Below are 12,725 nucleotides of genomic sequence, written 5' to 3' on the forward strand. Positions count from 1 at the left end.
GTGGGGAGTCCGCGCGTGTCACGCCCGCCTGGCACCAGGCGACCTGCTGTGATCCACGGCAAGCGATTTGCAAGTGAGAAGCGGGGTGTGTCATGGGGGCACGCAGGGACCGGCCGGCGGTGAGGTTCCAGCCGAACAGGCCCGCCTCTCGTCGGCGCCGGGCCTTTGCCTTCCTGCTCGGAGCGGTGGTGTGGATCGGGGCGGCATGGATCGGCCTGGTGCTCCTGGGACACACCTACATCCTGTGGCACCTCGCTGTCGTGACCGCGGTGTCCTGCGTGGTCTTCGCGATCGCACTGGCCTGGGCCATCTCCGTCAGACGACGGGAGGAACGCCGTGTCCCCGATTGACCTGCTGCTGCTCTTCCTCGCCTTCTATCCGGTGGTCACCGGAGCCGCATGGATGGTCGGTGGAGTGATCTTCCGGCTCGGGCAGGAGAAGCCGCCCCTGGTCACCCCGCCCGAAGGCTGGCCGGGCGTGACCGTCCTCGTACCGGCATACAACGAGGAGAAGGTGATCGGTGGCTGTGTCGCGGCCCTGCGCGACGTGGACTATCCCGACCTCGAGATCCTGATTCTCAACGACGGCTCCAAGGACGCGACGGTCGCCGCCGCCCGCGCGGCCGCCACAGGCGACGACCGGATCACCGTCCATGACGACGGCACCAATCTCGGCAAGGCGGACCGTCTCAACGACGGCTTCCGCAGGGCAGGCCACGAGCTCGTCCTCGTCACGGACGCCGACACCCATCTGCACCCGGACGCCGTCCGCCATCTCGTCGCCCGCCTGCGGCGCTCTCCGCGCTACGCGGCCGTCGCGGGCAGCCCGCGCGTCACCAACCGGCGCGGGGTGATCACGGTCATGCAGATGCTGGAGACGGCGTCGCTGATCGGCCTGATGCGCCGCACCCACGCCCTGGCCGGGCGGGTCGGGACCGTGGCCGGCGTCTTGGGCCTGTTCCGCCGTGATGCCGTCCTGGCGGTCAACGGCTACGACCCCAGGATGGCCACCGAGGACATCGAGCTCACCTGGCGGCTGCTGCAGGCCGGACATCTGACGGGCTTCGAGCCGAACGCCCTGGTGGGCATGGAGGTGCCCCAGTCGGTGCGCTCCATCTGGGCCCAGCGCACCCGGTGGTCCCGAGGCCAGGGCGAGGTGCTCCGTACCCACCTGCGATGGGTGTGGCGGCTGCGCCACTGGCCGCTGTGGCCCATCGCAGCCGAGGCCCTCCTGTCGTACGTGTGGGTGGTGATGCTGCTCATCGCCACGGTGTACGGCCTGGTCCATGTGATCCTGCACCCCGACGACGCCGCCGGGTTCCGGTGGATGCTCGCCTGGGGGGTGGGCATCGCCGTCATCGCCATGGTTCAGATCATCGTGGCCACCGTGATCGACCTGCGTCTCGACCCGAGGCTCCCCTACGCCTGCCTGCTGCTGCCGATCTATCCCCTGGCGTACTGGACGATCAATGCGCTGGCAGCGATCGTCGCCCAGACCCAGGGGCTTGTCCGCGGCCCCCGCAAAAAGCGTGTCGTCTGGGACCTGGAGCGCAGCGACGACTGACGGAGGGCGCGGCCGCCACTTACATCCCCGGTCGATACCTCCGCTCCACGTGTCCCTCCAGCTCCTCCGGATAGAAGTACACCGGCCGCAGGTCCCCGCTCGCGTACCGCTTCACCTGGTCGCCGAAGTGCGGGGAGTCCGGGTGGCCGCTCGCGCCGCCTGCCGTGATGGCCCAGGCCCGGAGCTTCGGGCCGAATTCGACGACCGCGACGAAGCTGTTGCCGCTCGTGCCGTAGTAGCGCTTCGTGCCGGGGTAGCGCTTCGCGCCGAAGGAGGCGAGGGAGCCCCATTGGGCGGAGGTGAAGGGGACGGGGTAGCTGGGCTTGGCGTCGTCGAAGGTCTGGGTGACGGCGCCGTCGTTGCGCTGGTAGCGGTTGATCTCGGACCACGGGACCTGCCAGCCGCCGAAGTCCTGCGTCAGGCGGTCCACCGCGGATTCGAGGGCGTCGACGCGCTGGGTGTCCGTGGCGCGGTCGGCCATGTAGTCCCAGACGGAGAGGCCCGCGTCGGCCGCCGCCTTGGAGACGAGGGCCCAGAGTGCCTCGCCCCAGAACACCGCCAGTGACGTCGCCGTCGACCTGGCCGACCAGCGGTGGTCCCAGTCGCGCAACAGGTCGGTCGGGGCTGCCAGTTTCCTCTTGCGGGCACTGCCCGCCGGCAGCTGGTCCGCTGCCTTCACCAGACCGGGGAGGAGACGGGCGAACGCCGTCAGGTACGAGTCGTAGGCGCCCTCGATGAGGGTCTGCGGGGTGAAGTCGTCCCGCGATGTCAGGACGCGGATCGCGTGTGGGCCGCGTGGGTTCTCGCCCGCCTTGTCGAAGTAGCGGGGGTAGTCGGACGCGTGCGGGCTGTCCGCGCCGGCGGCCGTCCAGGGCCAGTTGTTGCTGTTGAACGCCCAGCCGCTCTTCGGGTTCACCGCCTGCGGCATGCTGTCCAGGGTGTGCAGGCCGTGCCAGTCGGTGGCCGGGTCGCTGCCGTCGACGGGTTTCATGTAGTCGAAGCGGTCGTCGCGGACCGGCATGAACTGCGGCATCAGGAAGGCGATGGCACCCTTCGAGTCCGCGAAGAGCGTGTTGTTGGAGCTGTTGGCCTTCAGCTCCGCCACCTTCATGTACTCGGCGTAGTCACGGGTCGTCGTGCGCAGGTAGCTCTGCTTCAGGGCCTCCACCGGCTTGTTCATCAGCGCGCACGCGATCCACTTTCCGCCGTCCGTCTCGCGGACGATCGGGCCGTGGTGGGTCGCGTAGGTGGTGAAGGTGTGTCGCTCCTTTCCACCTTGCTCCGTACGGCAGTTCAGGGTGATGTCGTGTGTCGTGACCGGGCGGTGTTCCTTGCCGTAGCGGTAGGTGTACGTGCCGTCCGGTGCGCGGCCGACCGTCTCCGCGAACTCGTCGATGTTGTCGACGCCGCTCGATGTGTGCATCCAGCCGGTGTTCTCGTTGAAGCCCTGGTAGATGAAGAACTGGCCCCAGGTCGCGGCGCCGTAGACGTCGAGGCCCTCTTCGCTCGTCACGTGCTGTTCCGCGCGGAAGAAGAAGCTGGTGTGGGGGTTGATCAGGAGGAGGGCGTTGCCGTCGCGGGTGTTGCCCGGGGCGATCGACATGCCGTTGGAGCCGGACGGTTCGCGGAACTTCAGGCCGCGTTCCTCGTCGGTCATGGGGATTTCGCGGCTGTCGTAGAACGCTTCGAGTTGGCTGAGTGCCACCGACTCGATGTCGCCGCCGATGCTGCCTTCGGAGAAGCTCAGGGGCATCCACGGCTCGAAGTGGGTGAGCACCTTGGGGTGTACGTCGGGGTGGGTCGCCAAGTAGTAGTTCAGGCCGTCGGCCCAGCCGCGCATCAGGGCGCGCAGCCAGGAAGGGCACTTCGCGTACTGCTTCTTGAGGTCCTCCGGGTCGATGAACAGGCGTTGGCGCAGGTCCTGCCAGAGTGCGCTCTCGCCCTCGGACTCGGCGAGGCGGCCGAGGCTGACCAGGTAGTTGCGCTCGATGCGGTTGAAGTCGTCCTCGGCCTGCGTGTACATCATTCCGAACACGGCGTCGGCGTCCGTCTTGCCCACCACGTGCGGGATGCCCCAGTCGTCGCGGGTGACCGTCACCCGGGTTGCTTGTCTTTTCCAGCGGGCGAGGTCGGCGGGGGTGGATTGGGCGGGGGCGGCGGAGGCGATGCCGGTGGGCAACGTTGTCGCGGCGGTGGCGGCGGCGAGGGTGGCCGCGGTGCCGATCACCTGGCGGCGGCTTGGGCCGTTGTGCGGTGTGTGGTTTGCGGGGGCTGCGTGATCTGCGTGATCTGCGTGATCTACGTGGGCTGCGTGATCGGCATGGTCTGCGTGGCTCATGCGGTGCTCCACCTTCGTCAGGGCCGTGCGGGGGGTGGGAAAGGGGTCCACGGTGCGACGGGGTCGAGCGTATGAACCTCCCGGGCGATGATCAACAGTGCGGGCGGGAACGGTCGTTGCCGATCCCGCCGAAGCCGCTCACCCGCGCGGAGCGATGCCGCGGGCGTGCGGCGTGACGATGCTGTCCTCCCAAGTCCGGAGCGGTCGGGGGGACTTATTCATGGCATGGAACGTTCCGCTCGTGGCGCGCAGGCCGAAGGTGGTGTCGCGCCGTTCCGACGCCTCGCCCGTTGTGATGCGACGCGTCGCGGGCTGTCTGGTGATCGAGGTGCACGAGGCGATCGGCCCCGCCGCGGAGGCCCGTATCGGGCGGGTGCTGCACGGGGCCATCCGGCCGGGTGGCGGGGGTGTCGTGGTCGACCTGCGCCAGGTAGGTGACCTGGGGGTCAGCGGCCTCAGCGTGTTGCGGCTCGCCCGCCTGCTGGCAGCGCAGCGCGGAGTGGCGTTCGGGTTCGCCGGTGAGCGTCCTCCGGTTCCTGAACTGCCCCCGGGGTGACGGACTTTTGGGCCCGCCGGTGTGCGCCACTCACCCGTGGCGGAGGATGCCGGGCGCGCCGCGGGCTGCTTCGGTCGCGGCATGGTCGAGGTGAGTACGGGCGCCGCGGTGGCGGTGGCGGTGGCGGTGACAGGCCGGGTGGCGCGGGGTGTGCTCGGTGTGGCGGGGAAGGTGCCGCGGGTCGTCGTCCGTCGGTTGGTCGGGGCGGTGCTCGACTGCCTCGACCTGGACGAGCTGGTCGACCGCGTGGACGTGAACCGGGTCGCCGACAGGGTGGATGTGGACCGGGTCGCTCGGCGGGTGGATGTGGGCGCGGTGGTGGGTCGGGTGGATGTCAACGCGATCGCCGCGCGGGTGGATGTGGCCGCGGTTGCCGGGCGGGTCGACGTGAATGCCATCGCGGATCGGGTGGATGTGGAGCGGGTCGCTCGGCGGGTGGATGTGGATGGTGTGGCGGATCGGGTGGATGTGGAGCGGGTCGTTCGGCGGGTGGATGTGGATGGTGTGGCCGACCGCGTGGACGTCGACCGCATCGCCGCGCGGGTGGATGTGGACCGTGTCGCCGGCCGCGTAGACGTCGACCGTATCGCCGACAGGCTCGATGTGGGTGCCGTGCTCGCCCGGTTCGATTTGGTGGGGATCACTCGTGGGGTGTTGCGGGAGATCGATCTCGGGCGGATCGTGCGGGACACCGGGGGCGGGCTCACCGTGGAGGCGGTGGAGGCGGTGCGGGTGTTGGGGCAGCGTGGGGATCGGAGCGTGAACCGGTTCGCCGACAGGGTGTTGCGGCGTGTTGGGGTGTCGGACGGGGGTGCCTCATGATGGCGCCGGACGGTGGGTTCGCTCGTCGTGTCCGGTTGGGCGGGGTGAGTGTCCCGTGACGGCGGCAGGCAGCGGGTTCGTCCGTTGCTTTCGGTCCGCCGAGGGTGGGCGTCCGGTGTTCGTGGTGAACAGCAGGGCCGCTCGCGGCCTTCGGCCCGCCCAGGGGGCGCCTCGTGTCCGTGTCGATCAGTGAGTTCGCTCGTGGCGTCCGGTCCGCCGAGGGTGGGCGTCCCGTGTCCGCGACCGGCAGCGGGCCCGTCCGTCGTCTCCGGTCGGCCGGGGGTGGGCGTCCCGTGTCTGTGCCGAAGAGCGGAGCCGCTTGTTGTCTTCGGTCCGTCGAGGGTGGGCGTCCCGTGTCTGTGCCGAAGAGCGGAGCCGCTTGTTGTCTTCGGTCCGCCGGGGGTGGGCGTCCCGTGTCTGTGCCGAAGAGCGGAGCCGCTTGTTGTCTTCGGTCCGTCGAGGGAGGGCGATCCGTGTCCGTGCCGAACAGCGGAGCAGCTCGTCGCCCCCCGCCCGCCGGAATCGTCTCGCGTGGGCTTGCCGTTCTGGTCGACGTGTTCGTGCTCGCGCTGGTCGGGGTGGTCGTCGAAGTCGGGGTCGGGTGTGCGCGGTTGCTGGTCGTCGGGCCGCCGTTCCAGATGCCGGATGTGCCCAACTGGCTTGCCGGGGCGTTTGGTTGGGGCCTGGCGGTCTGCTATCTCGGGGTGTCGTGGGTGGTGGTCGGGGCTACGCCCGGAGGTCGGCTGCTGGGCGTGTGTGTCACGGATCGGGCGGGGCGGCGGCTGCCGGCGGTGCGGGCACTCGTGCGGGCCGCGCTGGCCGTGAGTTTTCCGTTGGGGTTGCTCTGGATACCGTTCAGCCGGCGCCGGGCGGCGTTGCAGGACCTCGTGGTGCGCAGCAACGTCTCGTACGACCGCGTCTACGAATGATGTGGCAGCAGCGCCGCCGCCCAGAGCCCGCCGAGTCCGATCGCCGCGAGGACCGCCAGCGCGACGGCGTAGGGGCCGACGGCCGGGTTCGCCACGAGGATCGTGCCCGCGAGTGCGGTGCCCACGGACGAGCCCAGGTTGGACACGCTGCGGGACAGGCCCGAGATCTCGCCCTGAAGGTCCTCGGAGAAGCTGGACTGCACCACGTTGACCGAGGGGGTGAGCATGAGGCCGAGGCCCAGGCCGATCAGGAAGAGGCCGGGCGTGGAGGTCCAGGCCTTCGGGGAGCCGTGGGCCATGGCCAGGAGGACGCCGATGCCGCACACCGTGACGGTGAAGCCGGCCATGATGAGGGTGCGTTGTTCGCGACGCTTGGCGAACCGTTCCGCGCCGAGCGAGCTGATGAGCAGGCCCACGGTCGACGCGGTGAAGATGACGCCGGTCTCGATCGCGTTGTAGCCACGGACGACCTGGAGATACGCGGCGACCACGAACGACACCCCCATGAGCATCAGCCACTGGACGTGCTGGGTGATCAGGCCGAGGTTCGACGTCCGGTTGTGGAACAGCTCGGTGGGGAGGAGGGGTTGGGCGCCGGCCCGCTGCCGCTTGCTGACCCAGCGGAAGAACGCCACCAGGGTCAGGGCGCCGACCAGGAGCAGCGCCCCCATGAGCCAGGCGTTGTCGTCCGCCGCGAGGATCCCGAGGACGACGAGGACGAGTCCGGTCGCCGACAGGATGGCGCCCACCGTGTCGAAGTCGCGTTCGCGGTCGGCGGGGAGCGGGTCGTGGAGTCCCCGGCTCAGTAGGATGATCACCGCGACCACCGCCGCCTGGAACACGAAGGCCGCCCGCCAGCTGATCGCCGACGTGATCAGTCCGCCGAGGAGCGGTCCCGTGGCGGCGCCGATGCCGGCGAAGGCCATGATCGTGCCGAACGCCTTGGCCCGGCTGGTCACTTCGGTGAACAGGAGAGTGGTGAGGATGTAGACCGGCGGGATCAGCAGAGCGGTGCCGATGCCCTCCAGGATCGAGTTGCCCAGGATCAGCAGCCCGAGTCCTGGCGCCGCCGCGCTGAGCAGCGCTCCGGCCCCGTAGATCCCGAGGCCGAGGACGAGGCAGCGCTTGCGGCCGTAACGGTCGGCGAGGATCCCGCCGGGGATCATCAGCGCGGCCATGACCAGCAGGAAGATCGTGATCGCGGTCTGAACGCCCTGCACGGTGGTGTCCAGGTCCTCGCTGATGTCCTGGATCATCACGTTCATGTTCGAACCCGCGAAGCTGCAGATGAACTGGGCCAGCGCGAGCGGCGCGAGGACGCGGCGCTGCCTGCCCCGGTCGCGGCCGTGGTCGGGCCCGCGGCCGTCGGCCGCCTCCGGAGTGCTTGCCACGCTCATCGCCTCGCTTCAGCTCGCGGGCCCGTGTCCTCTTCAAACTCCCGACAGCCTCCGGGCGGGACCCCGCGCGGTCGTCACCCCCGGAGGGTGACGACCCGGCCCCGCCGGGCCATGACACTCGGCGGCACAGCGGTGCAATCGGCACCCTTCTCAACCCTTGGGGGTCCTGTGATGGCCACCTCGACCACTGCGCAGCACGGCATGGGCAGCGCGAAGGAAGCCGCCGCCGGCGGGCTGACCGTCTTCGCGGCGGTGATGCTCTTCATCGCGGGAATCATGGACTTCTGCCGCGGCCTGATGGCGGTTCTGAAGGACAACGTGTTCCTCAGGACGCCCGACTACACCTTCGAGTTCGACCTCACGGCCTGGGGCTGGATCCACATGATGCTCGGCATTGTCGCCGTGATCGTCAGCTTCGGCCTGTTCGTCGCGATGAAGTGGGCCCGGATCCTCGGCGTGCTCCTGGCCGTCCTGATTATGATCGGCAACTTCCTCTCCATCCCGTACTACCCCTTCTGGTCCCTGACGCTGATCGCGATCAACGTGCTGGTGATCTGGGGCCTGTGCGTGGTCAAGAGGGACACGTTGTACTGACCGGGGTGGCTCATGAAGAACAAGCGGGCCGAGCGGATCGCCGAGTTGATCGAACCCCTGCGGGTCGAGCCCGGAGCGAAGGTGCGCCTGTCCAAGGACTTCGATCCCGCACGCACGTCGGGTCTGAAGAACAAGCGGCAGGGCAAGGAGCTGCTGGGAGAGGGTATTGCTCTGCTCGCCGACCACCAGCGCAGGCTGGCCGCCGAGGGGACGCACGGGGTGCTGCTCTGCTTGCAGGCCCTCGACGCCGGTGGCAAGGACGGCACGATCCGTCATGTCATGAGCGGTGTGAACCCGCAGGGCGTGCGCGTCGCCGGGTTCAAGGTGCCCTCGCCCGACGAGCTGAGCCACGACTACCTCTGGCGGTACTCCCGCGCGCTGCCGCGCCGCGGAGAGATCGGCATCTTCAACCGTTCCCACTACGAGGAGGTCCTGGTGGTGCGGGTGCATCCCGAACTCCTGGACCGCCAGCGGCTTCCGTGCCGCAAGCAGAGCGGGAAGGCGCTCTGGCGCAACCGCTACCGCGAGATCAACGAGTGGGAGCGGTATCTGACGGACAACGGACTCAGGGTCATCAAGCTGTTCCTGAACCTGTCCAAGGAGGAGCAGCGCGTCCGCTTCCTCAAGCGCATCGACGTACCGGAGCGGAACTGGAAGTTCTCCGCGGCGGACGCGCGTGAACGCGCCCGATGGGACGACTATCAGGACGCGTTCGAGGACATGCTGTCCGCCACGAGCACACACTGGGCGCCGTGGTACGTCGTGCCCGCCGACCACAAGTGGTACGCGCGCACCTGTGCGGCCGCCGTGCTCCTCCACACCCTGATGGACATCGATCAGCAGTATCCGGACATCGGTGACAAGGCCCGGCACGAACTGGAGCTGGAAAAACGGCAGTTGGAGAAGGAGGCGCCGACCGGAGCCGCGGCCGACCCGAACGCGGCCGGGAGGCGGGCCCGGTGACCGCGGCGGCCACCGGGCCAGGGGCCTCGCCCGCACACCTGTGGCACACGGAGCCCGCCGAGTCGGTGGCCCGTGAACTCGGCATCGCGGACACCGGGTGATGGCCGCCGCGACGCGCGACCTGGCCCTGGACGTCGGCCCGGTCGATCCCGCGCGCCCCGAGTCGAAGATCGCCGAACAGATCGGGATCGGTGTGGGAAGGGTCGCGCCAGAGCACAAGCCGATCGCCCGGCGGAGGTGACTCAGTGGTGCCCAAGGCCCTGCCGATGCCGCCCGGTGTGCGGACGCTGCGCAGCTATCGGCGTTCCTGGCTGGTCAAGGATCTCGTGGCGGGCGTCGTCCTGACCACGCTGCTTGTGCCGCAGGGCATGGCGTACGCCGAGCTGGCGGGGCTCCCCGCGATCACCGGGCTCTATACGTCGGTGATGTGTCTGCTCGCCTACGCCGTCGCGGGGCCTTCCCGCATCCTCGTCCTCGGGCCCGACTCCTCGCTCGGCCCGATGATCGCGGCGACGATCCTGCCGCTGGTCGCCTCCGGCGGCGACAGCGGGCGCGCGGTCGCCCTCGCCTCGGTGCTCGCCCTGATGGTCGGGGCGATCACGATCCTGGCGGGCGTGGCACGCCTGGGCTTCGTCGCCGACCTCATCTCCAAGCCCACGATGATCGGCTACATGAACGGCCTCGCCCTGACCATCCTGATCGGCCAGCTGCCGAAGCTGTTCGGGTTCTCCGTGGACGCGGACGGACTGATCGAGGAAGTCGACGCACTCGTACGGGGGCTGGCGGACGGGGCGGCCGTGCCGGCGGCGGTCGCCGTCGGCGGCGGCTGCATCGTGCTCGTCCTACTGCTGCAACGGGTCCTGCCGAAGGTGCCCGCCGTGCTCGTGATGGTGGTGCTCGCCATCGGCTCGACCGTCGCGTTCGACCTCGGGGACCACGGCGTGAAGCTGGTCGGCCGGCTGCCGGAGGGGCTGCCGCCGTTCACCGTCCCCGACATCCGCTGGGACGACCTCGGCCCGCTGTTCGTGGGCGCCGTCGGCATCGCCCTGGTCTCCCTCGCCGACACCATCTCCAACGCCACCGCGTTCGCGAACCGCTCCGGCCAGGAGGTGCGCGGCAACGACGAGATGATCGCCATCGGTGTGGCGAACACGGCCGCGGGCCTCTTCCAGGGGTTCCCCGTGAGCACCAGCGGGTCACGTACGGCGGTGGCCGAACGGGCGCGCGCCAAGACGCAGTTGACCGGGCTCGTGGGGGCGGGCCTCATCCTGCTGATGCTCGTGCTGTTGCCAGGCCTCTTCCGGAATCTGCCGCAACCGGCGCTCGCCGCCGTCGTCATCACGGCGTCGCTCTCGCTCGCCGACTTGTCGGGTGCGGGGCGGCTGTGGCGGCAGCGCAAGGCCGAGTTCTGGCTGTGCATGGCCGCGTTCCTCGGCGTCGCGCTGCTCGGTGTGCTGCCGGGGATCGCGGTCGCGGTCGGCCTGTCGATCCTGAACGTGTTCCGGCGGGCGTGGTGGCCGTACAGCACGGTGCTCGGGCGGGTGTCGGGAATCGAGGGCTACCACGATGTGCGCTCACATCCCGGCGCGCGGTGCCTGCCGGGCCTTGTGGTGCTGCGCTTCGACGCGCCGCTGTTCTTCGCCAACGCGAAGTCGTTCCGCGACGAGGTGCGGGGGGCGCTGCGGGAGGCGGACGACCCGCGCTGTGTGGTGGTCGCCGCCGAGCCGATCACGGATGTCGACACGACCGCGGCGGATGTCCTGGAGGAGCTCGACGAGGTGCTGCGCGGGCGGGGGGTCGAGTTGGTGTTCGCCGAGCTGAAGGATCCGGTGCGGAGGAAGATCGAGCGGTATGGCTTGGGGCGGACGTTCGGTCCGGAGGCGTTCTATCCCACGGTGGAGAGTGCGGTGGAGGCGTATCGCTCGCGCGCCGGTGTGGACTGGTGAGCTCGACCGGCGTTGCGGCCTCGGGGCTCCGCCCCGGACCCCGCTGCTCAATCGCCGCAGGGGCTTGAAAAGCCAATCCCCACGGGGCTTGAGGCGCGGGGTCCGGGGCGGAGCCCCGAGGCCGCGACGCCGGGTCGGCTCACGCTGCGGAGAGCAGATGCGTACCCCACGCCGGCAGGTCCACGTACAGCCCGGAGTCCAGCAGCTCCGCGCCCGAGCGCTCGTACTGGTCGGAGCCGAGCAGGCTCGTCAACTGCCAGGTGGATTCCCCGAGTTCGGGCCAAGGGAGGCGAATCCGGCCCTGGGCCCGTTGGCCGGAGAGGTTGATCACCGACAGGAAGTGGCCCGCCGGGCCCGTCCAGCACGACGCGATGAGGGACGCTGCCGAATCGTTGTCCGGCCAGCCCGCGCAGTCGAGGAGCCGCCAGCTGCCCGTGCGCATGCCGCTGTGGTGCACGGCGGACAGCAGCCGTTCGTGGAAGGAGCGCAGCTCGACGTCGACCGGCTCGTCGGGGCGCCGGTCGAGGAACACCGGCAGCTGGACGCGGCGCCCGGTGAACTGGCCCTCGTGCCACAGCGTCGCGCCCGGCAGCGTGGCGATCAGGGCGGCCGCCGCGCGCCCCTTGTCCGGGGGCAGCGTGTGCGCGGCACGGGGCTCGTCGTGGTTCTCCAGGAAGCGGACGAGCCGCCGCTGGTACGTCTCGTCGGCGCGCAAGTGGGCACGCACGGACGTGGCGTCGTGGGCGAGGATCCGGTCGTAGAGACGCTTGTCGTAGCAGAAGTCGAAGCCCTGCTGCTGAAGCGTCCATTCGAGGTCCCAGTACGCTTCCGCCGCGAACAGCATGTCCGGGTGCTCGCGGTGCACCGCGCCGATCACCTCGACCCAGAACTCCTCCACGGGACGCTTCCCGGCCCGCTCGCCCCAGGTGCGCTCGAAGACGTCGTTGGTCATCAGCATCGCCATGTCGCAGCGCACCCCGTCACAGAACCGGCCGATGTGGTCGAGGATCTCGACGGTCGAGTGGCGCAACTCTGTCGCGAACGCGTTGAGTTGGACCACGTCCGGCCACGGCGGGAAGAACGGGTCCCGGCCCCGCGCGAGCACCGCGCGTCCCGTGTCGAGGAAGCCGTCCGGGTCCCGCCGCAGGTCCTCGGTGTCACCGCGCACGAACAGCTCCGGGTGCTCGTCCACCCACGGGTTGTCGGGCGCCACATGGTTCGGCACGTAGTCGAGCAGCAACCCGACGCCCCTGCGGTCGAGTTCGGTGCGCGCCGCGGTGAGGCCGAAGGACCCGCCGAGCGCTCCGTCGACCTCGTAGCGGCGGACGCAGTACGGGGAGCCCGCGATGTCCTCCTCGCCGATGCCGGGGACGGCCGCCTCGAACGCGGCGCGCAGCGCGGGGTTCTGGAGGGCGATGGAGCGTCCCAGCGGGCTGCGTTCCCACACACCCATCAGCCAGACGACATCGACCCCGGACGGGGTGATCTCGTCCCAGATGTCCTTGGGCACGTCCGCGAGGCCGATCTCGCGGCCGAGCCTACGTCCCGTCTCCCGCAGCCACACACGGGTGTTGACCTCGTGGATCACGGGCTGTGCCGGCGATGCGGCCATCGCTG

12 protein-coding genes are annotated in these 12,725 nt (G+C 69.9%); 9 read left to right on the forward strand and 3 right to left on the reverse strand.

Going from position 1 to position 12,725, the window contains the following annotated elements; all coding sequences use genetic code 11:
• Positions 1–92 precede the first annotated feature (92 nt).
• A complete protein-coding gene (locus ACFYWS_RS10375; RefSeq protein WP_389272445.1) occupies positions 93–350 on the forward strand; it encodes a hypothetical protein in 258 nt (85 codons plus the stop codon).
• Positions 337–1,563 carry a glycosyltransferase gene (locus tag ACFYWS_RS10380; protein WP_389272448.1) on the forward strand — a complete coding sequence of 409 codons (1,227 nt, stop codon included), beginning with the start codon at positions 337–339 and terminating at the stop codon, positions 1,561–1,563. The genes ACFYWS_RS10375 and ACFYWS_RS10380 overlap by 14 nt, the downstream gene beginning before the upstream one ends.
• 19 nt (positions 1,564–1,582) lie before the next feature.
• Here the strand turns inward: ACFYWS_RS10380 and ACFYWS_RS10385 are convergent, their stop codons facing one another.
• A complete protein-coding gene (locus ACFYWS_RS10385) occupies positions 1,583–3,790 on the reverse strand; it encodes a penicillin acylase family protein (RefSeq protein WP_389272451.1) in 2,208 nt (735 codons plus the stop codon).
• 331 nt (positions 3,791–4,121) lie between these two features.
• Between ACFYWS_RS10385 and ACFYWS_RS10390 the strand changes: the two genes are divergently transcribed.
• From ACFYWS_RS10390 to ACFYWS_RS10400, 3 genes are all read left to right on the forward strand, one after another.
• A complete protein-coding gene (locus ACFYWS_RS10390) occupies positions 4,122–4,457 on the forward strand; it encodes a hypothetical protein (RefSeq protein WP_389272454.1) in 336 nt (111 codons plus the stop codon).
• A gap of 81 nt (positions 4,458–4,538) precedes the next feature.
• Positions 4,539–5,279, forward strand: a complete 741-nt coding sequence (locus ACFYWS_RS10395; protein ID WP_389272457.1) for a hypothetical protein — start codon at positions 4,539–4,541, stop codon at positions 5,277–5,279.
• Between the two features lie 473 nt (positions 5,280–5,752).
• The gene (locus tag ACFYWS_RS10400; RefSeq protein WP_389272461.1) at positions 5,753–6,208 is read left to right on the forward strand and encodes an RDD family protein; all 456 of its coding nucleotides are present in this window, start codon (positions 5,753–5,755) and stop codon (positions 6,206–6,208) included.
• On the opposite strand, the gene ACFYWS_RS10405 is transcribed toward ACFYWS_RS10400, so the two are convergent.
• The gene (locus tag ACFYWS_RS10405) at positions 6,199–7,599 is read right to left on the reverse strand and encodes an MFS transporter (protein WP_389272464.1); all 1,401 of its coding nucleotides are present in this window, start codon (positions 7,597–7,599) and stop codon (positions 6,199–6,201) included. The two genes, ACFYWS_RS10400 and ACFYWS_RS10405, sit on opposite strands and share 10 nt — an antisense overlap.
• A 177-nt stretch (positions 7,600–7,776) precedes the next feature.
• Here ACFYWS_RS10405 and ACFYWS_RS10410 point away from each other — a divergent pair, with 177 nt between their 5' ends.
• The 4 genes from ACFYWS_RS10410 to ACFYWS_RS10425 all read left to right on the forward strand — a co-directional run bounded on the left by ACFYWS_RS10410 (position 7,777) and on the right by ACFYWS_RS10425 (position 11,108).
• Entirely contained in the window at positions 7,777–8,199 is a 423-nt protein-coding gene (locus ACFYWS_RS10410) for a hypothetical protein (RefSeq protein WP_389272467.1), read from the forward strand.
• 12 nt (positions 8,200–8,211) lie between these two features.
• Positions 8,212–9,162 carry a polyphosphate kinase 2 family protein gene (locus ACFYWS_RS10415; protein WP_389272470.1) on the forward strand — a complete coding sequence of 317 codons (951 nt, stop codon included), beginning with the start codon at positions 8,212–8,214 and terminating at the stop codon, positions 9,160–9,162.
• Positions 9,163–9,262: 100 nt separating this feature from the next.
• The gene (locus ACFYWS_RS10420; protein WP_389272473.1) at positions 9,263–9,403 is read left to right on the forward strand and encodes a hypothetical protein; all 141 of its coding nucleotides are present in this window, start codon (positions 9,263–9,265) and stop codon (positions 9,401–9,403) included.
• Positions 9,404–9,428: 25 nt separating this feature from the next.
• Entirely contained in the window at positions 9,429–11,108 is a 1,680-nt protein-coding gene (locus tag ACFYWS_RS10425; protein ID WP_389274057.1) for a SulP family inorganic anion transporter, read from the forward strand.
• Positions 11,109–11,247: 139 nt separating this feature from the next.
• Here ACFYWS_RS10425 and ACFYWS_RS10430 read toward each other — a convergent pair whose 3' ends face one another.
• Positions 11,248–12,720, reverse strand: coding sequence for an alpha-amylase (locus ACFYWS_RS10430; protein WP_389272476.1), 1,473 nt, complete (start codon positions 12,718–12,720; stop codon positions 11,248–11,250).
• Positions 12,721–12,725: the final 5 nt, after the last annotated feature.

It is taken from the genome of Streptomyces sp. NPDC002795 (assembly GCF_042888725.1).
Lineage (GTDB): Bacteria > Actinomycetota > Actinomycetes > Streptomycetales > Streptomycetaceae > Streptomyces.